Raw genomic sequence first — 24337 nt, 5'->3', positions numbered from 1 at the left:
AAGCCGCCCGGGCGCGGCCCCGAGCGGCCGCGCCGGGCCCCGGCTCAGCCGTCCCGGGTGGGCGTCGCGCCCCACTCCACCTGAGGTCCCGTGACCGTCGGGGCCGTGTGCCCGGACGGCCGGGCCTCGGGCGCCAGCACGAACGTGTCCGGAGCCCCGTCGAGGACTCCGCCCGACGGATCGTCCGACCCGTCCCTGCGCACCGGGTCCTTCTCCGGCTGGAGGATGTCCCGGACGATCAGCGCACACAGGTACAGCGTGCCCAGCAGGTGCAGGGCGATCGCGACCTGGTAGCCCTCCTGCGGCAGCCCCTGGTGCTTGTCCCCGCCGCTGGTGTACGCGAGGTAGAACCAGATCCCGAGGAAGTACATGACCTCGCAGGCCTGCCAGATGAGGAAGTCGCGCCAGCGCGGGCGGGCCAGGACCGCCAGCGGGATCAGCCACAGCACGTACTGCGGCGAGTAGACCTTGTTCGTCAGGATGAACGCGGCCACCACCAGGAACGCCAGCTGGGCGAAGCGCGGCCGGCGCGCCGCGGACAGCGCCAGACCCGCGATGCCCGCGCAGAACACCACCATCAGGACGACCGACGCGGTGTTGACCGTCTCCACGTCGATGGGCTTGCCGGTGCGCTGGGTGATGATCAGCCAGAACGAGCCGAAGTCGATGGGCCGCTCCTGGCTGAAGGTGTAGAACTTCCGCCACCCCTCGGGCGCGAAGATCATCACCGGCAGGTTCACCACCAGCCAGGCCGCCCCCGCGCCCAGCAGGGCCGTACCGAACGCGCGCCACCGGCCCGCCCGCCAGCAGAGCACCAGGAGCGGCCCCAGCAGCAGGACCGGGTAGAGCTTGGCGGCCGTCGCGAGGCCGATGAGGATGCCGAACGCCAGCACCCGGCCCCGGGACCACATGAGCATCGCCGCGGCCGTCAGGGCGACGGCCAGCAGGTCCCAGTTGATGGTCGCGGTGAGGACGAACGCGGGGGCCAGCGCGACCAGGAGGCCGTCCCAGGGGCGGCGGCGGTGCGTACGGACGGTGCACACGGCGATGACGACCGCGCAGATCATCAGCATGCCCGCGTTGACCATCCAGTACATCTGCTCGCGCTGCTGGATGGGGTCGCTGTCGGGCGTCAGCGTCAGCCAGGCCGCCACCTGCATGAACACCCCGGTCAGCACGGGGTACTCCAGGTACTGCATGTCGCCGCTCAGCCGGTCGAAGTACGGCACCAGCCCGTCGGCGAACCCGCGCCCCAGGAAGAGGTGCGGAATGTCGGAGTAGCAGGCGTGCGTGTACTGCGAGGTGGCCCCGCGGAACCAGGCCCATTCGTAACAGGGGATCTTCTGCACCATGCCGAGGGCGAACATCCCGATCATGACCAGCGCGACGACGCGCACCGGCGTGAGCGGCCCGTCTCCGAGCCGCGCCCAGCGCCCCACCCGGCCGCCGAACAGTTCGCTGCCGGCCGCCGCGACCTCGTCCTGATCGGTGGGCCGCACGACGGGCCGCTCCTGGTGCACGCTCGTGTCTTCTGCGCTGGGGCTTGGCATGCCGCACATCCTGCCGTACGGGGCTGTGCCCGGGGCAAGGACCGCCCGGGGGACACGGCGGGAGAGCCCGGACGCCGTGGGCCGCCGGGAACGCGGCGAGGGCCGCCGCACCCGTACGGTGCGACGGCCCTCGTCACGGTGCTCGGCCGGTCCCGGCCCTCGGTCCGGCTATCCGGAGGTGCCCCAGATCGATCCGGTGCCACCCGGGTTGCCGTTGGCTCCCTGGGCGCCGCCGTTGTCACTGCCGTCGGTGGTTCCGGTGGTGTCGCCGCCACCGTCGGCTCCGGTGTTGTCGCCGCCACCGTCGGCTCCGCCGTTCTGGCCTCCGCCGTCCGCCCCGGCGTTCTGACCCCCGTTGGACTCCTGGCAGTTCGGGTCGAAGAAGCCGCAGGACTTGGTCGGCGTCGGCGTCGGGCTCGGGGTGGTCTGGGTCGGCGTCGGGGTCGGACTCGGATCCTCCGAGGCCGTCTCCGAAGGCGTGGGACTGGGCGTCGGGCTCGGGCTGACCGCGCCACCGCCCCACACGACATCGCCCAGGTCCTTCGGCTCCGGGAAGGCGATGGACTTCTTGCCCTTCATCGCGTCGGACATGTAGTCGTGCCAGATGGAGGCCGGGAACGAGGCTCCGTGGATCTTCTGCTCGCCACCCGTGCCGAACATCTTCAGGAACTCACGTTCCTTGTTCGTCTCGTCGTCGTCGAGCCGGAACATGCTGATGGCGGTCGAGATCTGCGGCGTGTACCCGACGAACCAGGCGGACCGGTTGCCGTCCGTCGTACCGGTCTTGCCCGCGACGTCACGGCCCTCCAACTGGGCGGGCGTGCCCGTCCCGTTCTCCACGACGTTCTTCAGCACGTCCGTGACGTTGTCGGCGATGTCGGTGCTGAAGGCGCGCTTGGTCCTCTTCTGGTGCTTGAAGACGGTCTCGCCCCCCTGCTTCACCTCGGTCACCGAGTACGTGTCGTTCTGCTGGCCGCTCGTGGCGAAGGTGGCGTAGGAGCCCGCCATGCGGATGGCGCTGGGCGATGAGGTACCGATGGAGAACGAGGGAACGGTCGCGTCGGCCATGAAGCTGTCGTCCTTCAGACCGGAGGCGACGGCGACGTCCTTGACCTTGTCCGTCCCGACGTCCATGCCGAGCTGCACGAAGGGGGAGTTGGCGGACTGCTCCATGGCCGTCCGCAGGTCGATCTCACCGTAGTCCTTGCCGCCGTCGTTGGTCTGACGCCATTCCTCGTTGTCCTGATTCAGCCAGATCTTGCCCGTGTAGTCCTTGATCCGCAGCAGGTTGTCGCCGTTGTAGATGCTCTCCTGCGAGACCTGGGTGCGCTGGGACTCGCTCTGTTCCCTACCGCCGGACGGATCGCGCACGCCGTACTGCATGGCCGCGGCCAGCACGAACGGCTTCCACGTCGAACCGACCTGGGCACCCGTGGCGTCCGCGTTGTTCGTGAAGTGCGTGGTGGCGTCCTGGCCGCCGTACGTGGCGATGATGGCGCCGGTCTTCGCATCCACGGAGGCACCGCCGAACTCGACGTGTGTGTCCGTCTCGGGGCGCTCCTTGGGCCGGATCTTGGCCTTGTAGACCTTGTTCACCGCCTTCTCGAGCTCCTGCACCCGCTTCTTCTGGAAGGTGGTGTGGATCTCGTAGCCGCCCAGTTCGAGTTTCTTGGCGTCGATGCCCTGGTTGTTGTTGGCGAGGAAGTACTTCTTGGCGAGATCCACCAGGTAGCCGGTCTGACCGCCCAGCTTGGCGTCCTTCTTCGGCGGCAGAGGCATGGGGAACTTCGTGTACTTGGCGCGGTCCTCCGCCGACATGCGCCCGTCCTTGACCTGCTCGTCGAGGATCCACTCCCAGCGTTCCTTGGCCCGCTTGGTGTTCTTCTGCGGGGTCGCGTTGGCCTTGTCGATGTCGATCGCGCCGGCCGGGTCGTAGTAGCTCGCGCCCTTGAGCAAGGTGGCCAGGAAAGCGCACTCGCTCGCGTTCAGCTCGTTGGCGTCCTTGTTGTAGTAGGTGCGGGCCGCCGCCTGCAGACCGGAGGCACCGCGTCCGTAGTAGGAGACGTTGAGGTAGCCGGCCATCACGTCTTCCTTCTTCTCCTCACCGGCGACCTTGAGCGTGATGAAGAGTTCCTGGAACTTCCGCTTCAGCGTCTGGTCCTGGCTGAGCATGGAGTTCTTGACGTACTGCTGGGTGATGGTCGAGCCGCCCTGGGTCTCACCGCCCGTGGCCATGTTGTACAGCGCGCGCCCGATACCCATCGGGTCGATGCCGCGGTCCGAATCGAAGCTCTTGTTCTCGGCCGAGATCACGGCGTTGCGCATCGCTTCGGGGATCTGCTCGTACTTGAGGATCTGGCGGTTGACCACACCGCCGGTCGCGACCATCTGCGTACCGTCGGCCCAGTAGTAGACGTTGTTCTGCGCCTCGGCCGCCTCGTTGATGTTCGGCTTGGACACCAGGGCGTACGAGACGCCCCCCACGCCCATCAGCACACCGAGGAACCCCAGACAGAGCCCCGACACCAGCTTCCACGAGGGCACCCAGCGGCGGAACCCGTACTTGCCGTGGCGCGGGTAGTCGATGAAGCGCTTCTTGCCGGGGCCGCCGTTGTCACGCCCCCGGCCCCCCGGTCCGTCCGAACCTCCGCCGCCACCGCGCCGTCGGCCGCCACCGCCGCCCGCGCCCCCGGCGTCGGCGCCACGGCGTCGGCCGCCACGCTGGGCGGCTCGGCGGGCCTCGGCCCGACTGCCAAACTGGCGCTCCTCACCGCCGTGCGACTCGTAAGGCGATTCGGTAGGTGATGCCGAAGTCGCTCTGCGTGACGGGGCCGCTCGGCGTCCGGTCGACTGCTGGGCGGCTCGTCTGGCCGCGGCACGCCCGCCGCCCTGTGGCTGAGGCGATTTGCGACGGTGCTCGCTCATGGAACGACTACTCCTCGGGCAGGCGAGAGCGCCTGGAAGCGGCAGTTGAGATCCGGTCCCCCCGAATTACGGACAAGCCACTGCGGAAGGCTCATCCGCAGCGCATCCGGCAGTCCGCGAAGACTGACGCGCGAGAGCGTCTCGCGGTTCCCGGTGGTCTGCATGCCGCACAGACTACGCACGGTCAAAACCCGCCTAGGGCCGAACTTCACCCCAAACAACGCAAGTCGAACCCTGGGAATTGTCGATGTGACGCCGTTCACGAAGGTCACCCTTGTCGAACAGGTCGGAGCGATCTATCGTGCTGATGTATCGAGTCGATACATCAGCACGGCATAAGTACGCCGGTGATTCCGGTGGACCGTGCCGACGGAAGCAGCGGGAGAAGGAGGAGGCACCGGTGAGCCGACGCTCCGGCATCCTCGAGTTCGCCGTTCTCGGCCTGCTCCGCGAATCGCCGATGCACGGCTATGAGCTGCGCAAACGCCTCAACACTTCGCTGGGGATCTTCCGTGCGTTCAGCTACGGGACCCTCTACCCCTGCCTCAAGACGCTGGTCGCCAGCGGCTGGTTGATCGAGGAGCCCGCCGGTGACGCGGCGGACGCCGCGCCGGTCACCGGACGCGCGGCAGCTTCCTCCTCCTCACTGACGGGACGCCGGGCGAAGATCGTCTACCGGTTGACGGCAGAAGGTAAGGAGCACTTCGAGGAGCTGCTGTCGCACACCGGTCCGGACTCCTGGGAGGACGAGCACTTCGCAGCGCGCTTCGCCTTCTTCGGTCAGACCGAGCGCGATGTGCGGATGCGGGTGCTGGAAGGCCGGCGCAGCCGGCTGGAGGAGCGCCTGGAGAAGATGCGCGCCTCGCTCGCCCGTACCCGCGAACGACTCGACGACTACACGCTTGAGCTGCAGCGACACGGCATGGAGTCCGTGGAGCGCGAAGTGCGCTGGCTGAACGAGCTCATCGAGAGCGAGCGGTCGGGACGGGATCGGCGACGATCCTCACCCGAAGGCTCCGCTCAGCAGGACACACCTGGAGAGACGGGCGGCCTGCCCCGGCGTCGGGACAACACCCCGCCGGATCCGTCCGACGACACCGCCAAGTGAAGTCATCGCACTCCGCGGCGACTTCATCGGAAACACCGATTACACAGGGAGCAACCGGAATGGGTTCGGTTCGCGTAGCCATCGTAGGCGTGGGCAACTGCGCCGCCTCGCTGGTGCAGGGCGTCGAGTACTACAAGGACGCCGATCCGGCCGGCAAGGTGCCCGGTCTGATGCACGTCCAGTTCGGCGATTACCACGTCAGCGACGTCGAGTTCGTCGCCGCCTTCGACGTCGACGCGAAGAAGGTCGGCCTCGACCTCGCGGACGCCATCGGCGCCAGCGAGAACAACACCATCAAGATCGCGGACGTGCCGAACACGGGCGTGACCGTCCAGCGCGGCCACACCCACGACGGTCTCGGCAAGTACTACCGCGAGACGATCGAGGAGTCCGCGGACGCCCCGGTCGACGTCGTCCAGGTCCTCAAGGACAAGCAGGTCGACGTTCTCGTCTGCTACCTGCCCGTCGGTTCCGAGGTCGCTGCGAAGTTCTACGCCCAGTGCGCCATCGACGCCAAGGTCGCGTTCGTCAACGCCCTCCCGGTCTTCATCGCCGGCACCAAGGAGTGGGCGGACAAGTTCACCGAGGCCGGCGTCCCGATCGTCGGTGACGACATCAAGTCCCAGGTGGGCGCCACCATCACGCACCGCGTGATGGCGAAGCTCTTCGAGGACCGCGGTGTCATCCTGGACCGCACGATGCAGCTGAACGTCGGCGGCAACATGGACTTCAAGAACATGCTCGAGCGGGAGCGCCTGGAGTCCAAGAAGATCTCGAAGACGCAGGCCGTCACCTCGCAGATCCGTGACCGTGAGCTCGGTGCGGACAACGTCCACATCGGCCCCTCGGACTACGTGGCCTGGCTGGACGACCGCAAGTGGGCGTACGTGCGCCTCGAGGGCCGCGCGTTCGGCGACGTCCCGCTGAACCTGGAGTACAAGCTCGAGGTGTGGGACTCCCCGAACTCGGCCGGTGTCATCATCGACGCCGTCCGCGCCGCGAAGATCGCCAAGGACCGCGGCATCGGTGGCCCGATCCTCTCGGCTTCGAGCTACTTCATGAAGAGCCCGCCCGTGCAGTACTTCGACGACGAGGCCCGCGAGAACGTCGAGAAGTTCATCAAGGGCGAGACCGAGCGCTGAACCGGCCGTCTCGGCCGACAGCCTCACCGAAGCGCTGACAGCCACACCGGAGTGCTGAGCGGAGACGCTCACCTCTTCCTGCCGCACGTCGGGGGTCCCCGGGCAATCCGCCCGTGGACCCCCGACGTGTGTGACGCTTGCTCCCATGTCTGTCGCGCGTGATCTGCGCATGCTGCTGCGCCTGCGGAACTTCCGCCGCCTGCTCACCGTGCGGCTCCTGTCGCAGTCCGCCGACGGCGTCTACCAGGTCGCCCTCGCCACCTACGTCGTCTTCTCCCCGGAGAAGCAGACGTCGGCCGCCGCCATCGCCTCCGCGATGGCCGTGCTCCTGCTGCCCTACTCCCTGATCGGCCCGTTCGCGGGGGTGCTGCTGGACCGCTGGCCCCGACGTCAGGTCTTCCTCTACGGAAACCTCCTGCGGGCGGCCCTGGCCTGCTCCACGGCGCTCCTGATCCTCGCCTCGGTGCCCGACTGGCTCTTCTACGCCTCGGCCCTCTGCGTCACCGCCGTCAACCGTTTCGTGCTCGCCGGCCTCTCCGCCGCCCTGCCCCGGGTGGTCGACACCGATCGCCTCGTCGTCGCCAACTCTCTCTCCCCGACCGCCGGCACCCTGGCGGCGACCGCGGGAGGCGGACTCGCCTTCGTCGTGCGACTGGTGGCCGACGAATCCGACGCGGCCGTCGTGCTGCTGGGGTCGATGCTCTACCTGCTGTCCGCATTGGCATCCCTGAGCCTGCCCCGGGCCCTGCTGGGGCCGGACACCGACGAGAGCCCCCTGCGGTTGCGGGCGGCTCTGGCCGTCACCGCACGCGGGCTCGTCGCCGGGTTGCGACATCTGGCACAGCGGGACCACGCGGCGCGGGCGCTCGCCGCGATGACCGTGATCCGCTTCTGTTACGGCGCGCTCACCGTGATGGTGCTCATGCTGTGCCGCTACGCCTGGTCGGACACCGAGTCCGACGGGCTGGCCCTGCTCGGACTGGCGGTCGGGGTGTCCGGCGCGGGGTTCTTCGTCGCCGCCGTCCTCACCCCGTGGGCCGTGGGGCTCCTCGGCCGGTACGGGTGGATCGTGGGCTGCGCCGGGGCGGCGGCCGTCCTGGTTCCCGCCCTGGGCCTTTCCTTCGCGCCCGTCCCGATGCTGATCGCCGCGTTCGTGCTCGGCGTCGTGACCCAGGGCTCGAAGATCGCGACCGACACCATCGTGCAGACCTCGGTCGACGACTCCTTCCGCGGCCGGGTCTTCTCGCTCTACGACGTGCTCTTCAACGTCGCGTTCGTGAGCGCTGCGGGAGTGGCGGCCCTGATGCTCCCGCCGGACGGCAGATCGGTCTCCGTCGTGGCGGTCGTGTCGGTGCTGTACGCGATGGTGGCGGTGACGATGTTCCACTGGCGGCGCACCGATGCCCGGCGGTAGCCGCTCATGGATGTGCCGAGGGGCGTTGTTTCACGTGAAACAACGCCCCTCGGTACATCCGGCCGGTGATGTTTCACGTGAAACATCTCCCCGGCGGACTCAGTTCTGCCGCGCCCACCACTCCTTGAGCGCCGCCACCGCGGCGTCCCGCTCCATGGGCCCGTGCTCCAGGCGCAGCTCCAGCAGGAACCCGTACGCCTTGCCGATCACCGGCCCGGGGCCGACCTCCAGGATCTGCATGATCTCGTTGCCGTCCAGGTCGGGGCGGATCGAGTCGAGCTCCTCCTGCTCCTGCAGCAGGGCGATGCGCTCCTCCAGCCCGTCGTAGGTACGGGAGAGCGCATTCGCCTTGCGCTTGTTCCGGGTCGTGCAGTCCGACCGGGTGAGCTTGTGGAGACGCTCCAGCAGCGGCCCTGCGTCGCGCACGTACCGGCGCACCGCGGAGTCGGTCCACTCGCCGTCGCCGTACCCGTGGAAGCGCAGGTGCAGCTCCACCAGCTTCGACACGTCCTTGACCAGCTCGTTGGAGTACTTGAGCTCGGTCATGCGCTTCTTCGTCATCTTCGCGCCCACCACCTCGTGGTGGTGGAAGGAGACCCTGCCGTCCTTCTCGAAGCGGCGGGTCCTCGGCTTGCCGATGTCGTGGAGCAGCGCGGCGAGACGCAGCACGAGGTCGGGGCCGTTCTCCTCCAGATCGATGGCCTGCTCCAGGACGGTCAGCGAGTGCTCGTAGACGTCCTTGTGGCGGTGATGCTCGTCACTCTCCAGGCGCAGCGCGGGCAGCTCGGGCAGCACCTGCTCGGCCAGCCCCGTGTCGACCAGGAGCCCCAGACCCTTGCGCGGGTGCTGGGAGAGCAGCAGCTTGTTGAGTTCGTCGCGGACCCGCTCGGCGGAGACGATCCCGATCCGGTCGGCCATCTCCGTCATGGCGGTGACGACCTCGGGAGCGACCTCGAAGTCGAGCTGCGCCGCGAAGCGGGCCGCGCGCAGCATGCGCAGCGGGTCGTCGGAGAAGGACTCCTCGGGCGTGCCCGGCGTACGCAGCACCCGCTCAGCGAGGTCCTTCAGGCCTCCGTACGGATCGACGAACTCCTTCTGCGGCAGGGCCACGGCCATGGCGTTGACCGTGAAGTCGCGGCGCACGAGGTCGTCCTCGATGGAGTCGCCGTAGGAGACCTCCGGCTTGCGCGAGGTCCGGTCGTACGCCTCCGACCGGTAGGTCGTGACCTCGATCTGGTAGCCGTCCTTCTGGGAGCCGACGGTTCCGAAGGCGATCCCGACCTCCCACACCGAGTCGGCCCAGGGGCGGACGATCTTCAGCACATCGTCGGGGCGGGCATCGGTGGTGAAGTCCAGGTCGTTCCCGAGCCTGCCCAGCAGCGCGTCGCGGACCGAGCCGCCGACCAGCGCGAGACCGAATCCGGCCTCCTGGAATCGACGGGCGAGGTCGTCGGCGACCGGGGACACCCGCAGCAGCTCACTCACCGCGCGGTGCTGCACCTGGCTCAGGGCACTGGCGTTCTCTTCGTTGGCGTTCGGCACAACAGAAAAGGGTACGTGCACCGACCGGTCGCGGCGTCATCGTTTACGGGGACCCTGCGGCACACCCGCGATCATGTGCGACGGACCCCAGCACTTCGGCCCGCCGCACCTCGTTACCATGCGGGGACGCAGGACCGAACGATCGACAGCATCTGACGACGAAGAGGGACGGGTAGGCGCGTGGCCGAGGCGGCAGACTTCCGGGGGACGCGTCCGTCCCCTGCCCGCCGGTGGCTCCGGCGCACGGCCTCCGCGGTGCTGGGAGCACCGCTGCTGGCCGGTCTCCTGGCCGTTCCGGCCGCCGGTGCCGCCCCGGCCGCCGAACCCGCCAAGGCCCCCACAGGCTCCCGTACGGTCGCTGTGTCCCTGAACACGCTCTCCCCGAGCGTTCCCACGGAGGACGACACCCTGACCGTCTCCGGAACGCTCACCAACAAGGGCAAGGAGACGATCAGCAGCGCCGAGGTCGATCTACGGGTCGGCCCCCGGCTCTCCGGCCGGGGAGAGGTCGACGACTCCGCCAAGCGCTCCGGGTATCTTCCCGGCGCCGACCCGGTCACCGTCGGGGACAAGTACACGGTGAAGTTCCCCAAGCTCGCCAAGGGGATCAGCCAGGACTTCACGCTCACCGTGCCCGTCGACAAGCTGGGCCTGGACGACCCGGGCGTCTACCAGCTGGGCGTCTCGGTCTCCGGCCGGACGACCACCGCACCGTACGAGCAGGTGCTGGGCATCGGGCGCTCGTTCCTGCCCTGGCAGCCCGAGGCGAGCGACAGCCGGACGAAGCTCACCTTCCTCTGGCCGCTGATCGCTTCTCCCCACGTCACGGCGGAGACCCGCTCGGACGAGCAGCAGACCCCTGTCTTCGCCAACGACGACCTGGCCAAGGAGCTGGCGCCCGGCGGCCGGCTGGAGCAGATGGTGTCCCTGGGCAGCCGGCTCCCCGTCACCTGGGTCGTCGACCCGGACCTCCTGGCGAGCGTCGCGGCGATGGCCGGGAAGTACGAGGTCGAGTCGGGTGACACGACCGTCCCGGGCAAGAACCAGAACGTCGCCAGGCAGTGGCTCACCGCCCTGGAGAAGGTGGTGGAGGACGGCAAGGTGATCGCCCTGCCGTTCGCCGACCCGGACCTGGCCTCCATCGCGCACCGCGGCAAGAACGTCTCCGGAACGCTCAGCCGCCTGCAGAACGCCTCGGCGGTGGCCGCGACCACGGTGGAGACCATCCTCCATGTGAAGCCGTCCACCGACTTCGCCTGGCCCGTGAACGGCGCCGTGGACTCCTCCATCGTCGATGTGGCGACCTCGGCGGGCGCCCACAACGTGATCGCCCGCAGCGACAGCTTCCGGGAGACCGCGGGGCTTCCGTACACGCCGACCTCGGCGCGGCCCATCGGCGGCGGCACCACCGCCGTCGTCGCGGACGCCCGGCTGTCGACCCTGTTCGACGGCGACATGTCGAGGGCGGGCGCCTCCACCCTCGCGGTCCAGAGGTTCCTCGCCCAGACCCTCGCGCTGACCGAGCAGGCGCCCGACAATGAGCGCAGCATCGTCGTGGCCCCGCCGCGGATGCCCACCGCCGCGCAGGCCCAGACGATGGCCCGCGCCCTGGAGGGCCTGTCGGGCAACCGCTGGACGCAGCCCCTCGACCTCGTCTCCGCCGCCGAGGTGAAGCCCGACCCGAAGGCCACCGCCAAGGTCCCCCGGGCCGCCGCCTACCCGAAGAAGCTCCGCGCCCAGGAACTGCCCACACAGGCCTTCCAGGACATCCGCACCACCCAGAGCTCGCTCGACAGCTTCGAGACGATCCTGACCCAGCCCGAGCGCGTGGTGACGCCCTTCGGCAACGCCGTCAACCGCTCCATGTCGACGTCCTGGCGCGGCCAGGCCCTGGAGGCGCAGCAGTACCGGGACGCGGTCCGCGACTATCTGCAGAGCCTCACCTCCGAGGTGCAGCTCATCAAGAAGTCCGACGTCACCCTCTCCGGACGCAGCGCGACGATCCCGGTCACCGTGCAGAACAAGCTGGTGCAGGGCGTGGACCGGCTCGTTCTCAAGCTGACCTCGGACAACATCCGGCTCAAGTTCAACGACGACGGATCCATGGCCGAACTGCCGGTCAGCATCGCCGGCGGGCACAGCCAGTCGGTGAAGTTCGACACGGCGACCAGCGCCAACGGCCGGGCCCAGGTGACCGCACGGCTGTACACCGAGGACGGCACCCAGTACGGCGAGGAGATGACCTTCACCGTGAAGGTCTCCGAGGTCACGCCCACCGTGCTGCTCGTGATCGCCGGCGGACTGCTGCTCCTGGTGCTGGCGGGCATCAGGATGTACAGCCACCGCAAGCGCGCCGTGGCAAGCGACACGGCGAACGGTGACGGCGACGGACCCGAGCAGCCGAGTGACCCGACTCCGGACACCGGTCCGGAAAGCGGGGCCCCGTCGGGAACGGGTGAGAAAGTGGACCGTTGAGCGATGTCTGTCGTGGCCGGTCGGCCGGGGACGATGAGGTAGGGGTTTCGATGAACGCGCCGTACGACGGTGACCGCGGGCAGGGCGCGGGCGGGGCAGCGTCTCCGGGCGGGCCTCCGGTTCCTCCGGGCGCGGGCCAGGACGGCCACGCGCCGCCGGACCCGTACCTCCAGCACGCCTACGAGGACGACCCCTACCGAGCGCGGGACCTGACCGCCCAGGACCCGGTGGGCGAGGCGCTCTACGACCGCGCCGCGCACCCGCCGCCGCCTCCCGGCACCTACCAGGAGCCGGCGCCGCTCTACCAGCAGCCGCCCGCCGCCCCGTACGCCCCCGACCCGCGTATCTGGGCCCAGACCCCGCCCCCCGAGCCGGCGGGCCCCTCCCGGCACCTGCCGTACGGGGACCGGCCGGCGACCACGCAGTTCGTCGGCGTCGACGCCCTCGTCACCCAGGCCTCGGACGACCGGCAGGAGCCGGACGCGTTCGCCCACCTCTTCCGGGACCAGGAAGGCTCGGGCAAGCCTCCGGTACCGCCCCAGCCCGAACCGGCTCCGGCGCCTGCGCCCGCGAAGGGCGGCGGCAAGGTCTCCGGGCTCCTCAAGTCCAGCGCGGTCATGGCCGCCGGCACCCTCGTCTCCCGGCTGACCGGATTCGTCCGGTCCCTGGTGATCACCGCCGCACTCGGCGCCGCGATGCTCGGCGACAGCTTCACCATCGCGTACACCCTGCCGACGATGATCTACATCCTCACCGTCGGCGGCGGCCTGAACTCGGTCTTCGTCCCCCAGCTCGTCCGCGCCATGAAGGACGACGAGGACGGCGGCGAGGCCTTCGCCAACCGGCTCCTGACCCTGGTGATGGTCGCCCTCGGCCTGATCGTCGCCGCCGCGGTCCTCGTGGCGCCGGTGCTGATCCAGCTGATGTCCAACACGATCGCCGACGACGTCGCCGCGAACAGCGTGGCCGTCACCTTCGCCCGGTACTGCCTGCCCACCATCTTCTTCATGGGTGTGCACGTGGTGATGGGTCAGATCCTCAACGCCCGCGGCAAGTTCGGCGCGATGATGTGGACCCCGGTCCTGAACAACATCGTCATGATCATCACGTTCGGTCTGTTCATCTGGGTCTACGGCACCTCCGCCGAATCGCGGATGGGCGTCGACACCATCCCGCCGGAGGGTATCCGGCTGCTCGGCATCGGCACCCTGCTCGGCCTCGTCGTCCAGTCGCTGGCGATGATCCCGTACCTCCGCGAGACGGGCTTCCGCTTCCGCCCCCGGTTCGACTGGAAGGGCCACGGGCTCGGCAAGACCGTCAAGCTGGCCAAGTGGACCGTGCTGTTCGTCCTGGCCAACCAGGCGGGCGTCCTGGTCGTGACCCAGCTCGCCACCGCGGCGGGCAAGCTCTCCGGCAAGGACGGCACCGGGTTCCTCGCCTACTCCAACGCCCAGCTGATCTGGGGCATGCCGCAGGCCATCATCACCGTCTCCGTCATGGCCGCGCTGCTGCCCCGCATCTCCCGCGCCGCCCACGACAACGATCCCGGTGCGGTCCGCGACGACATCTCCCAGGGGCTGCGCAACTCGGCCGTCGCCATCGTGCCGGTGGCCTTCACCTTCCTCGCCCTCGGCCTGCCGATGTGCACCCTGCTGTACGCCTCCAGCGGCGCCGAGGCGGCCCGGTCCATGGGCTTCATCCTCATGGCCTTCGCCCTCGGTCTGATCCCGTACTCCGTGCAGTACGTCGTGCTGCGCGGGTTCTACGCCTACGAGGACACCCGGACCCCCTTCTACAACACCGTCATCGTGGCCGCCGTCAACGCCGCCGCCTCCGCGCTCTGTTACGTCGTCCTGCCCGCCCGCTGGGCCGTCGTCGGCATGGCCTTCTCCTACGGTCTGGCCTACGCGGTCGGAGTCGGCGTCGCCTGGCGCCGGCTGAGCAAGCGGCTGGGCGGCGACCTGGACGGCGCGCACATCGTCCGGACCTACGCCCGCCTCTGCATGGCCGCGGTGCCCGCGGCCCTGGTCGGCGGCGCCGTCGGATTCGGGATCCTGGAATTCGTCGGCACCGGCGCTCTCGGCTCGCTGGCCGCACTGATCTGCGGCGGCGTCCTCCTCCTGGGCATCTTCTTCGTCGCGGCGAAGAAGATGCGCATCGAAGAGGTCAACGGCCTGGTCGGCATGGTCCGTGGACGGCTCGGACGCTGAATGAGCGCCCGCCCGCACAACCATCTCCGCACTCCGCGTGTCGTGCATAGCGCTGGAGTGTGGGCACAATTGGCGTGACTGTGCAGAGCTGGCTGGCATCGCGCAACGGATGGGGAGGCAGGAACGACGGTGGCGGAACGTAGCACGGCCTCCGTCGACGTGGCCGACAACAGCGGCGACGAGCCGCTGACCGCCAAGGCGGACGAGGCCACGACCGACGGGACGGCGCAAGCCGAGGACACCGAGGGCGCGAGCTCCAAGGACACCGAGAACACGGGCGGTGGGCGGGAGCGTTCCGAGGCCGTTCCGGCATCGCCCGACCTGCACAGCGGTCACAAACTCGCCGGGCGCTACCGCCTGGAGGAGTGCGTCACCCGTCTGGACGGCTTCAGCAGCTGGCGCGCGGTCGACGAGAAGCTCCGCCGGGCGGTGGGCGTCCATCTGCTGCCCGCCGACCACCCGCGGGCCCGCTCGGTGCTGGCCGCCGCCCGCTCCTCGGCGCTGCTCGGCGACCCCCGCTTCGTCCAGGTCCTGGACGCCGTCGAGGAGAACGACCTCGTCTACGTGGTCCACGAATGGCTGCCGGACGCCACCGAGCTCACCGCTCTGCTGGCCGCCGGGCCGATGGAGGCCCACGACGCCTACCAGCTCGTCAGCCAGCTCTCCCAGGCGATGGCCGCCGCCCACCGCGAAGGCCTGTCCCATCTGCGTCTCACCCCCGGCGCGGTCCTGCGCAGCTCCACCGGGCAGTACCGCATCCGCGGCCTCGCCGTGAACGCCGCCCTGCGCGGCATCACCGCCGAACGCCCCCTCCGCACGGACACCGAGGCCATCGGCGCCCTGCTGTACGCCGCGCTGACCCACCGCTGGCCGTACGGGAGCGACGCCCACGGGCTCTCCGGGCTGCCCAAGAGCATGGGCCTCATCGCCCCGGACCAGGTCCGGGCCGGCGTCCACCGCGGCCTCTCCGAGCTCGCCATGCGGGCGCTCGCCAACGACGGCGCCACCGCCTCCCGGCAGGAGCCGCCCTGCACCACCCCGGACGAGCTGGCCAAGGCCGTCGCGGCCATGCCGCGCATCCTTCCTCCGGAGCCCACGTTCACCGCGCCTCCGGCCTACCAGCGCACGACCTATCAGCAGGGCACGTACGGGCGCCCGTCCTCCCACCCGTCCGCGGTCACCCAGCCCGTCATGCCGGCCCCTCCGGCCCCCCTGCAGAGCCGCACCGGCCGCGTGCTCAAGTGGACCGTCTCGGCGCTCCTCATCGCCGCGCTGGGCCTCGGCAGCTGGCAGCTCGCGGAGGCGCTACTCGACCGGACCAAGGGCTCCGACGACACCGGCGTCTCCGAGCCGAACGAGGACGACAAGAACAAGGACGACAAGCCCGCGCCGTCCGCCGAGCCCCTGGACATCGCGGGGGCCACGGAGTTCATGCCCGACGGCTCCGGCATCAAGCAGCGGGATGTGCCGAACACCATCGACGGCGATACCGGCACCGCCTGGGTCACCCCGCGGTACGAGACCTTCGCCAACTTCGGCAACCTCCCCCAGCGCAAGCAGGGCAGCGGAATCATCGTCGACCTCGGCAAGGTGCGCGACGTCTCCGGCGTCGACGTCTCCATGTACCGGAAGGGGCAGACGACGACCGTGCTCGCCGCGTCGCCGGACGCCTCGTCCCCGTCCACGACAGCCGACTTCGACCAGCCGATCGTCAAGCGGACGGTCGCGGGCTCGAAGCTGGAGGAGAAGCTCGACAAGCCCGTCCGCACCCGCTACGTCCTGATCCACGTCACGGAGCTCCCGTCGGACGGAACAGGCGGCTACCGGGGCGGCATCAGCGAGATCTCCGTCCTCGGCTGATCCACCGCCCCGATACTGTGGGGCGGACCGTTCGCCCACCGAGCGACCGCGACGCCGAGGGTTGCGGCCGTCACACCCGTGACGGCAGGCTTCTCCCCGTCGCACCGCTTCACCGGGCGCGGTTCGTCCATGACATCGGATCCGGTTCGGAGGGGGAGCACGGTGGATTCCGTTCCACCCGAGGCGCCGAGCGACTCGGAGCTGCTCGCCCGGCATGTGGCGGGCGACCCCGATGCCTTCGGTGAACTCGTACGCCGCCACCGCGACCGGCTCTGGGCCGTGGCGCTGCGCACCCTGGGGGACAGGGAGGAAGCGGCCGACGCCGTGCAGGACGCCCTGATCTCCGCCTTCCGCGCCGCCCACACCTTCCGCGGCCAGTCCGCCGTCACCACCTGGCTGCACCGGATCACCGTCAACGCCTGCCTCGACCGGGTCCGCAAGGCCGCCTCCCGCAAGACGTCCCCGGTGGACGACGCCGAGCGCCTCGACCAGCTGCTGGAACCCCACGAATCGGCCGAGGCCCCCGCAGTGCGGCAGGACCTCCACCGCCAGCTCCAGGAAGCGCTGGCCACGCTGCCCGCCGAGCAGCGGGCAGCCCTCGTCCTCGTCGACATGCAGGGCTACCCCGTCGCGGAAGCGGCCAGCATCCTGGAGGTACCGACCGGCACCGTGAAGAGCAGATGCGCCCGGGGCCGGGCGAGACTGGCCCCCCTGGTCCGCCATCTGCGCGCGGGAACCGGAGGTCAGGACCCCGACGGGGACAAGGACGCCACCGGAAGGAACCGGACACCCGGAGCATCCGTCCCATCTGCGTCAGGCCCCAGAGACGCAGGAGCAAGCGATCCTGCCGCTACGAAGGGAGGAGGTGGGCGCCCGTGACATCCACGGCCGACACGGCTCAGCACCCGGAGGTCTCCGAGATCTCCGATCTCACCGAAGGGCTGCTCTCCCCTTCCCGAACGGCGGAGGTCCAGCAGCACGTCGCGGGCTGCGACCTCTGCTCGGAGGTGCGGGACTCCTTGGAGGAGATCCGCGGGCTGCTCGGAACGATGCCCGCACCCGAGCCGATGCCCGACGACATCGCCGCCCGCATCGACGCGGCGCTCGCGGCGAAGGCACGCTCCACCGCTCCCGTGGACGAGCCGGTCGTTGTTTCACGTGAAACAACGACCACCGAAGGCACCGCGAGCGGCATCGCGACACCCGGGCCCGCTTCCATGGGCACGGGCGGCACCGCGCCGGACCGTCCCGCGGGCCGGTCCTCCGCTGCCACCGGACCGGGCCGCCGTCCTGCCCGCCGCCGTCGGCGCGCCGTGGTCCTCGGCACCGCGTTCGGCGCGGCGGTCATCGGGATGAGCGTCTTCTTCCTCCAGTCCGTCACCCCTTCCGGCGATGCCGCCAAGACCTCGGCCGACAGCGGAGTCAGTGCCGCGGACAGTGGCGCACGCACCTACGACGACGGCACGCTCGAAGCCCAGGTGCAGGACCTCCTCGGCGATGAGACGAGCACGGAAAGCCCCGGTGTGAAGAAGGTGCCGCCGGGCTCGGACACCAAGTCGACGAGCGAGGCCCTCACCCCCGACGCCGAGGCCTCCAGGGGCCCCTTCAAGGCCCCCACCGTCGCAGTTCCCCCGTGTGTGCAGCAGGCCACCGGCCGCACCACACCGGCCCTCGCCCTCGACGAGGGGACGTACAAGGGGGCGGAGACCTATCTCGTCGTCCTCCCGCACACGAGCGACCCCTCGCGCGTACAGGCCTACCTCGTGGCCGCTGCCTGCGTGGACGCCGCCCCGGAGTCCACCGGGCAGCTGCTGCTCACCCGCGCCTACCAACGCCCCTGAAGGCCGTACGCGGCCGCCGCGGCACGTTCGGGAATGCATCAGCCGTAGGATCCGTTGGGTGGGGTGAGAGTCGTTGACCGACCCCCGTAGGCAGTTAGGCAGTCTGCAGAAACGAGGAAGAAACCCGTGAGCGACGTCCGTAATGTGATCATCATCGGCTCCGGACCGGCCGGGTACACCGCCGCGCTGTACACCGCCCGCGCCTCGCTGAACCCGTTGGTCTTCGAGGGCGCCGTCACGGCCGGCGGTGCGCTGATGAACACCACCGACGTGGAGAACTTCCCCGGCTTCCAGGACGGCATCATGGGCCCCGAGCTCATGGACAACATGCGGGCCCAGGCCGAGCGCTTCGGCGCCGAGCTGATCCCCGACGACGTGATCGCGGTCGACCTCACCGGTGACATCAAGACCGTCACCGACACCGCGGGCACCGTCCACCGCGCCAAGTCGGTCATCGTCACGACCGGCTCCCAGCACCGCAAGCTCGGACTGCCCAACGAGGACGCCCTCTCCGGACGCGGCGTCTCCTGGTGTGCCACCTGCGACGGCTTCTTCTTCAAGGACCACGACATCGCCGTGATCGGCGGCGGCGACACCGCGATGGAGGAGGCGACCTTCCTCTCCCGCTTCGCCAAGTCGGTCACCATCGTCCACCGCCGTGACACCCTGCGTGCCTCCAAGGCCATGCAGGACCGCGCCTTCGCCGATCCGAAGATCAAGTTCGCCTGGGACAGCGAGGTCGCCGAGGTCAAGGGCGACCAGAAGCTCTCCGGTCTGACCCTGCGCAACACGAAGACCGGCGAGACGTCCGAGCTGCCCGTGACCGGGCTGTTCATCGCCGTCGGCCACGACCCGCGCACCGAGCTCTTCAAGGGCCAGCTGGAGCTCGACGACGAGGGCTACCTGAAGGTCGAGGCGCCCTCGACGCGCACCAACCTGGCCGGCGTGTTCGGCGCCGGAGACGTGGTCGACCACACCTACCGTCAGGCCATCACGGCAGCGGGCACCGGCTGCTCCGCCGCCCTGGACGCCGAGCGCTTCCTCGCGGCCCTGTCCGACGCCGAGGCCGCCGAGCCGGAGAAGACCCCGGCCGTCTGAACCTCCTCACCACACCCCACCACCCCGAGAAGACTAAGGAGGCCGCCGTGGCCGGCGACCTGAAGCACGTTACGGACGACAACTTCGACGACGTCGTCCTCAAGAGCGACAAGCCCGTTCTGGTGGACTTCTGGGCAGCCTGGTGCGGCCCGTGCCGCCAGATCGCCCCCTCGCTGGAGGCCATCGCGGCCGAGCACGGCGACCAGATCGAGATCGTCAAGCTCAACATCGACGAGAACCCGGCCACCGCCGCCAAGTACGGCGTGATGTCCATCCCGACCCTCAACGTCTACCAGGGCGGCGAGGTCGCCAAGACCATCGTCGGCGCCAAGCCGAAGGCCGCGATCCTCCGCGACCTCGAAGGCTTCATCAGCGCCTGACCGCGCAACAGCGCCCCGGCGCAATGTTTCACGTGAAACAGGCCCACCCCTCAAGGGGGTGGGCCTGTTTCGTATCACGACCGACAGCGGCCCGGCCTCACAGCGGCCGCAACACCGGTTCCTTCTGAACCGCCCCCAGAAGCCGGTCGAGCGCCATCTCCACGTCTTCCTTCCAGGAGAGCGTCGTCCGCAGATTCAGCCTCAACCGCGGGTACACGGGATGCGGACGCACGGTCTTGAAGCCGACAGCCAGCAGATGATCCGCGGGAAGGACGCAGGTCGCCTGCTCGGCCCGCGCGTCCCCGAACGCCTCGATCGCCTTGAAGCCCCTGCGCAGCACGTCCTTGGCCACGGTCTGCACCATGACACGGCCCAGCCCCTGACCCTGGTACTCGGGAACGATCAGCCCGGTGATGAGCTGGACGGCATCGGGCGAGACCGGACTGGTCGGAAAAGCCGTCGAGCGGGGGACGTACGCGGGCGGGGCGTAGAGCACGAAGCCGACCGGAACGTCGTCCACATAGACCACCCGGCCGCAGGAGCCCCACTCCAGAAGAACCGCGGAGATCCAGGCCTCCTTCTCCAGCTCCGGCTTGCCCGCCTTTACCGCGGCTTCCCCACTGACCGGGTCAAGCTCCCAGAAGACACACGAGCGGCAGCGCTCGGGGAGATCCGGAAGGTTGTCCAGGGTGAGTGGTACGAGCCGACGCCCCATGACGGCGATCCCTCACTTCCTTCGCCCGCCGCACCACGTGCGGCTGCCAGCGCGCTCCGCTCCTGGAACAGACTGCCGACGAAACCCCCGACGGCGCCCAGGCCGAGACCGACCGTGACGAGCCGACTGCGGCTCACTCTTCGCAAGGCCTCCGCCCTCCTCTGAGGTCGATCACCGTGGATGCGCCGTCCCAGAACGCATCGTATCCACCCAGAGGTGATGCGGACACCGAGAGAGAGCAAAGGGCGGACCGTGTTCCGGTAAGCACCGGAACAACGGCCCGCCCTTCCACAGGTCCCGCCGCTCAGCCCTCGTCGTCCTCCTCGGACGTCTCGGCGAGCCGACGCTCCAGCACCCGGCCCTCGCCCGGCGCGAGGCTGCCGAGGATCCGGTCCAGATCCTCCATCGAGGCGAACTCGACGACGATCTTCCCCTTCTTCTGCCCCAGGTCGACCTTCACCCGGGTCTCGAAGCGGTCCGACAGACGCGTCGCCAGGTCCGTCAGGGCGGGGGACAGACGCCCGCCGGCCCTCGGCCCCTTGGACTTCGGAGAGCTCGCGGGTCGCGAGCCCATCAGCGTCACGATCTCCTCGACCGCACGCACCGAAAGCCCCTCAGCCACGATGCGGTGGGCCAGCCGGTCCTGCTCCTCGGAGTCGTCCACGGACAGCAGGGCACGCGCGTGGCCGGCCGAGAGAACGCCCGCGGCGACCCGGCGCTGCACCGGCGGCGAGAGCCGCAGGAGCCTCAGCGTGTTCGTCACCTGCGGACGGGAGCGGCCGATCCGGTCTGCCAGCTGGTCATGGGTGCACTTGAAGTCCTTGAGCAGCTGGTCGTACGCAGCAGCCTCCTCCAGCGGGTTCAGCTGAGCCCGGTGGAGGTTCTCCAGCAGCGCGTCCAGCAGCAGCTTCTCGTCGTCCGTGGCGCGGACGATGGTGGGAATCCGCTCCAGGCCCGCTTCACGGCAGGCCCTCCACCGACGCTCACCCATGATGAGCTCGTAGTTGCCCGGGCCCACCTTCCGGACGACGACCGGCTGGAGAAGACCGACCTCCTTGATGGAGACGACCAGCTCGGCCAGCGCGTCCTCGTCGAAGACCTCACGAGGCTGACGGGGGTTCGGGGTGATCTCCCCGATCGGCAGCTCGGCGAAGTACGCGCCGGACGTTCCGGCCTCCTGCTCGGAGCGGTCCTCCGGGGCGGACGCCGGCTCCGGCACCACCGGGACGGACGGCAGCGCGGTCACCTTCGCCGCGGCCACCCCCCGCTCCGCCGTCAGCACCGGACCCACACCGGACGAGGCCGGACCGCCTCCGGGCGCCGACACCTGCTTCTCCTGGGGAGCGGCGGGGATCAGCGCACCGAGCCCACGCCCCAGCCCTCTACGACGCTCACTCACTGAATGCCCTCCGAAACGTTCTGCTGGCTGTTCTGACTGCTCGTGTGGGCGTGCTGAGCCTCGTAGTGCACTCCGACGCCCCTCAGGGCGATCTCCCGGGCGGCTTCGAGGTACGAGAGCGAACCGCTGGACCCCGGGTCGTAGGTCAGCACGGTCTGCCCGTAGCTCGGCGCCTCCGAGATGCGCACCGACCGCGGGATGCTCGTCCGCAGCACTTCCTTGCCGAAGTGGGTACGGACCTCCTCGGCGACCTGGGAGGCGAGCCTCGTCCGGCCGTCGTACATCGTCAACAGGATCGTCGAGACATGCAGATCCGGGTTCAGATGGCCCCGCACCAGATCGACGTTGCGCAGGAGCTGCCCCAGGCCTTCCAGCGCGTAGTACTCGCACTGAATGGGGATCAGCACCTCGGCCCCGGCCACCAACGCGTTCACTGTCAGCAGGCCGAGCGAGGGCGGGCAGTCGATGAGGATGTAGTCCAGCGGCTGCTCGTACGCCTGGATGGCCCGCTGGAGGCGGCTCTCCCGTGCCACCAGCGAGACCAGCTCGATCTCCGCACCGGCGAGATCGATGGTGGCGGGCGCACAGAAGAGGCCCTCGACGTCCGGTACGGGCTGGACCACCTCGGAGAGCGGCCGGCTCTCCACCAGGACGTCGTAGATCGAGGGAACATCGGCATGGTGATCGATGCCCAGAGCCGTGGAGGCGTTGCCCTGCGGGTCGAGGTCGACCACCAGAACGCGCGCACCGTGCAGGGCAAGGGAGGCGGCAAGGTTGACCGTCGTGGTCGTCTTGCCGACCCCGCCCTTCTGGTTGGCCACCACCATGACGCGGGTGCGGTCAGGACGGGGCAGCCCTTCGCCGGCGCGGCCGAGGGCCTCGACCGCCAGCTGAGCGGCACGGCCGATGGGTGTGTCGTCCATCGGCGGCGGTGTTTCACGTGAAACACCCTCACCCACGGACTCGGTTCGGGGACCGGGGACCGGGTCGGTCATCGGTCCCGCGATGTTGGCGTCGGACCGCAAGGATTCACTCTCCTCGACTTCAGGCTCGCAATGAACAGAGCCTGCCATGCTTTCGGGGTCGTGAACCAGCGAGGCCCGCTGTTCTGTGGATGAATCCGTGCGTGTGGACAACTCGGCAACCCGTCCGGGCTTGCGGTCGCGCGGCGTGGCAGCCGCACGACCGCGGCCGATGATTCCCTGCAGCAGAGAGCGACGTTTCACGTGAAACACGATGCCCCTGCGGAGCAACTACCAGGCCACGACACTCCGCACGCCGACCGTCCGGAGCGCTCGACCGGACGGCGACGCCGTTTCGCGGCGCTCCTCAGCGACGCCTGCGCGTACGCCCTGTGCGAGCGGCCTTGGCCCTCTTTGCGGCGAACCTCACACCGCCCGGGCTCTCACCCACCACGACACGGACCACGGTGGAGAGCGGATCGACCACGCCTTCGCCGACATGGAGCACCTCGGTCTCCAGCACACCGAGCTTGCTGAGCGCGGCCCTGGCGCCGTTGAGCTCCTCCTCGGCGGTGTCGCCCTTGAGCGCCAGCATCTCCCCGTACGGCTTCAGCAGGGGCACACCCCAGCCCGCCAGCCGGTCCAGCGGCGCCACCGCACGGGCGGTCACCACCTGGACGGGCTGAAGCGTCCCGAGAACCTCCTCGGCCCGGCCGCGCACGACCGTCACATGGTCCAGGCCGAGCAGGTCGACGACCTCCTGGAGGAAGTTCGTCCGCCGCAGCAGCGGCTCCAGCAGGGTGATCTTGAGATCGGGGCGTACCAGCGCCAGCGGGATCCCGGGCAGACCCGCGCCCGAGCCCACATCGCAGACGGTGACGCCTTCCGGCACGACCTCGGAGAGCACCGCGCAGTTCAGCAGGTGCCGCTCCCACAGCCGGGGAACCTCACGCGGCCCGATCAGGCCTCGTTTGACCCCGGCATCCGCAAGAAGCTCCGCGTACCGGACAGCCTCCGGGAAGAGCTCTCCGAACACCGCCTGCGCCTCCGCAGGTGCCTGGGGGAGCTCTGCTGCCTCCGTCACGGGGACCGTCCTTCCATACCGCACTAGCGCACTGTGGGTGGCTGACTATCAGGCTGACAAAGATCGGCCCCGCCTGCGAACAGACGGGGCCGACAGTACAAGGATCCGGTCAGGCCGGGAGAACGACGACGAAGCGCTGCGGCTCCTCGCCCTCCGACTCGCTCCGGAGACCGGCCGCGGCGATCGCGTCGTGCACGACCTTGCGCTCGAACGGCGTCATCGGGTCCAGCTTCACCGGCTCGCCCGTGCTCTTGACCTCGTTCGCGGCCTTGGCACCCAGCTCCGCGAGGACCGCGCGCTTCTTGGCACGGAAACCGCCGATGTCCAGCATCAGACGGCTGCGGTCGCCGGTCTCCCGGTGGACGGCCAGCCGCGTCAGCTCCTGGAGCGCCTCCAGGACCTCACCGTCGCGGCCCACGAGCTTCTGGAGATCGCGCGCCGATTCGCTGATGATCGACACCGCGGCCCGGTCCGCCTCGACGTCCATGTCGATGTCGCCGTCGAGGTCGGCGATGTCGAGCAGTCCCTCAAGGTAGTCGGCCGCGATCTCGCCCTCCTGCTCCAGGCGGGTCAGGGTGTCGCTGCCGGCCTCAGCGGCGGCCGTGGAAGTGGTGCCTTCCGTCACGGATGGA

At 69.6% G+C, this 24337-nt stretch carries 18 protein-coding genes; 10 read left to right on the top strand and 8 right to left on the bottom strand.

Annotated elements, in window-relative coordinates; all coding sequences use genetic code 11:
- Nucleotides 1–44: 44 nt before the first annotated feature.
- Together KV381_RS18295 and KV381_RS18290 are read right to left on the bottom strand one after the other, a co-directional pair.
- Nucleotides 45–1559, bottom strand: a complete 1515-nt coding sequence (locus tag KV381_RS18295; RefSeq protein ID WP_181007981.1) for a glycosyltransferase family 87 protein — start codon at nt 1557–1559, stop codon at nt 45–47.
- Between the two features lie 159 nt (nt 1560–1718).
- Nucleotides 1719–4475, bottom strand: coding sequence for a transglycosylase domain-containing protein (locus KV381_RS18290; RefSeq protein ID WP_218785688.1), 2757 nt, complete (start codon nt 4473–4475; stop codon nt 1719–1721).
- A 400-nt stretch (nt 4476–4875) separates the two neighbouring features.
- Between KV381_RS18290 and KV381_RS18285 the strand changes: the two genes are divergently transcribed.
- The 3 genes from KV381_RS18285 to KV381_RS18275 all read left to right on the top strand — a co-directional run bounded on the left by KV381_RS18285 (nt 4876) and on the right by KV381_RS18275 (nt 8139).
- Complete coding sequence (locus tag KV381_RS18285) at nt 4876–5583, top strand: PadR family transcriptional regulator (protein ID WP_030077268.1); 708 nt, start codon at nt 4876–4878, stop codon at nt 5581–5583.
- A gap of 59 nt (nt 5584–5642) precedes the next feature.
- Nucleotides 5643–6725: an inositol-3-phosphate synthase gene (locus KV381_RS18280; protein WP_030077266.1), complete on the top strand. Its 1083-nt coding sequence runs from the start codon at nt 5643–5645 to the stop codon at nt 6723–6725.
- 145 nt (nt 6726–6870) lie between these two features.
- On the top strand, nt 6871–8139 hold the full coding sequence (locus KV381_RS18275) for an MFS transporter (RefSeq protein ID WP_218785686.1): 1269 nt from the start codon (nt 6871–6873) through the stop codon (nt 8137–8139).
- A 99-nt stretch (nt 8140–8238) separates the two neighbouring features.
- Here KV381_RS18275 and KV381_RS18270 read toward each other — a convergent pair whose 3' ends face one another.
- Nucleotides 8239–9681, bottom strand: coding sequence for a CCA tRNA nucleotidyltransferase (locus KV381_RS18270; protein WP_218785685.1), 1443 nt, complete (start codon nt 9679–9681; stop codon nt 8239–8241).
- A 180-nt stretch (nt 9682–9861) separates the two neighbouring features.
- On the opposite strand from KV381_RS18270, the gene KV381_RS18265 reads away from it, so the two are divergent.
- From KV381_RS18265 to trxA, 7 genes are all read left to right on the top strand, one after another.
- On the top strand, nt 9862–12156 hold the full coding sequence (locus KV381_RS18265; protein ID WP_218785684.1) for a DUF6049 family protein: 2295 nt from the start codon (nt 9862–9864) through the stop codon (nt 12154–12156).
- A gap of 50 nt (nt 12157–12206) precedes the next feature.
- Complete coding sequence (murJ, locus tag KV381_RS18260) at nt 12207–14366, top strand: murein biosynthesis integral membrane protein MurJ (protein ID WP_218785683.1); 2160 nt, start codon at nt 12207–12209, stop codon at nt 14364–14366.
- Between the two features lie 129 nt (nt 14367–14495).
- Nucleotides 14496–16226, top strand: coding sequence for a protein kinase family protein (locus KV381_RS18255; RefSeq protein WP_098023777.1), 1731 nt, complete (start codon nt 14496–14498; stop codon nt 16224–16226).
- A 162-nt stretch (nt 16227–16388) separates the two neighbouring features.
- Nucleotides 16389–17105 carry an RNA polymerase sigma factor SigM gene (gene sigM / locus KV381_RS18250; protein ID WP_030077258.1) on the top strand — a complete coding sequence of 239 codons (717 nt, stop codon included), beginning with the start codon at nt 16389–16391 and terminating at the stop codon, nt 17103–17105.
- Nucleotides 17102–18067 (top strand): anti-sigma factor, encoded by a 966-nt coding sequence (locus KV381_RS18245; protein ID WP_218785682.1) that lies wholly within the window; start codon nt 17102–17104, stop codon nt 18065–18067. Before sigM ends, KV381_RS18245 begins: the two co-directional genes overlap by 4 nt.
- Nucleotides 18068–18193: 126 nt before the next feature.
- Complete coding sequence (gene trxB / locus KV381_RS18240) at nt 18194–19165, top strand: thioredoxin-disulfide reductase (protein WP_030077254.1); 972 nt, start codon at nt 18194–18196, stop codon at nt 19163–19165.
- Between the two features lie 47 nt (nt 19166–19212).
- Complete coding sequence (trxA, locus tag KV381_RS18235; RefSeq protein WP_030077252.1) at nt 19213–19545, top strand: thioredoxin; 333 nt, start codon at nt 19213–19215, stop codon at nt 19543–19545.
- Between the two features lie 97 nt (nt 19546–19642).
- On the opposite strand, the gene KV381_RS18230 is transcribed toward trxA, so the two are convergent.
- From KV381_RS18230 to KV381_RS18210, 5 genes are all read right to left on the bottom strand, one after another.
- Nucleotides 19643–20260 carry a GNAT family N-acetyltransferase gene (locus KV381_RS18230; protein ID WP_030077250.1) on the bottom strand — a complete coding sequence of 206 codons (618 nt, stop codon included), beginning with the start codon at nt 20258–20260 and terminating at the stop codon, nt 19643–19645.
- Nucleotides 20261–20564: 304 nt separating this feature from the next.
- Nucleotides 20565–21659, bottom strand: a complete 1095-nt coding sequence (locus KV381_RS18225) for a ParB/RepB/Spo0J family partition protein (protein WP_030077248.1) — start codon at nt 21657–21659, stop codon at nt 20565–20567.
- Nucleotides 21656–22732, bottom strand: coding sequence for a ParA family protein (locus KV381_RS18220; protein ID WP_078585112.1), 1077 nt, complete (start codon nt 22730–22732; stop codon nt 21656–21658). The genes KV381_RS18225 and KV381_RS18220 overlap by 4 nt, the downstream gene beginning before the upstream one ends.
- Nucleotides 22733–22988: 256 nt before the next feature.
- Nucleotides 22989–23705: a 16S rRNA (guanine(527)-N(7))-methyltransferase RsmG gene (rsmG, locus tag KV381_RS18215; RefSeq protein ID WP_030077245.1), complete on the bottom strand. Its 717-nt coding sequence runs from the start codon at nt 23703–23705 to the stop codon at nt 22989–22991.
- Nucleotides 23706–23814: 109 nt separating this feature from the next.
- Nucleotides 23815–24330 carry a R3H domain-containing nucleic acid-binding protein gene (locus KV381_RS18210; RefSeq protein ID WP_010060419.1) on the bottom strand — a complete coding sequence of 172 codons (516 nt, stop codon included), beginning with the start codon at nt 24328–24330 and terminating at the stop codon, nt 23815–23817.
- Nucleotides 24331–24337: the final 7 nt, after the last annotated feature.

This window comes from Streptomyces sp. WY228, from assembly GCF_019287315.1.
Taxonomy (GTDB): domain Bacteria; phylum Actinomycetota; class Actinomycetes; order Streptomycetales; family Streptomycetaceae; genus Streptomyces; species Streptomyces caviscabies.
Note: the sequence above shows the minus strand (reverse complement) of the source record. Positions and strands in the feature narration are given on the sequence as shown.

What these genes read in the sequence shown, in the direction of transcription:
- KV381_RS18295 (WP_181007981.1), bottom strand. Translation starts at nt 1,559, where the DNA reads ATGTGCGGCATGCCAAGCCCCAGCGCAGAAGACACGAGCGTGCACCAG.
- KV381_RS18290 (WP_218785688.1), bottom strand. Translation starts at nt 4,475, where the DNA reads ATGAGCGAGCACCGTCGCAAATCGCCTCAGCCACAGGGCGGCGGGCGT.
- murJ (WP_218785683.1), top strand. Translation starts at nt 12,207, where the DNA reads ATGAACGCGCCGTACGACGGTGACCGCGGGCAGGGCGCGGGCGGGGCA.
- KV381_RS18275 (WP_218785686.1), top strand. Translation starts at nt 6,871, where the DNA reads ATGTCTGTCGCGCGTGATCTGCGCATGCTGCTGCGCCTGCGGAACTTC.
- KV381_RS18220 (WP_078585112.1), bottom strand. Translation starts at nt 22,732, where the DNA reads ATGGCAGGCTCTGTTCATTGCGAGCCTGAAGTCGAGGAGAGTGAATCC.
- KV381_RS18230 (WP_030077250.1), bottom strand. Translation starts at nt 20,260, where the DNA reads ATGGGGCGTCGGCTCGTACCACTCACCCTGGACAACCTTCCGGATCTC.
- KV381_RS18280 (WP_030077266.1), top strand. Translation starts at nt 5,643, where the DNA reads ATGGGTTCGGTTCGCGTAGCCATCGTAGGCGTGGGCAACTGCGCCGCC.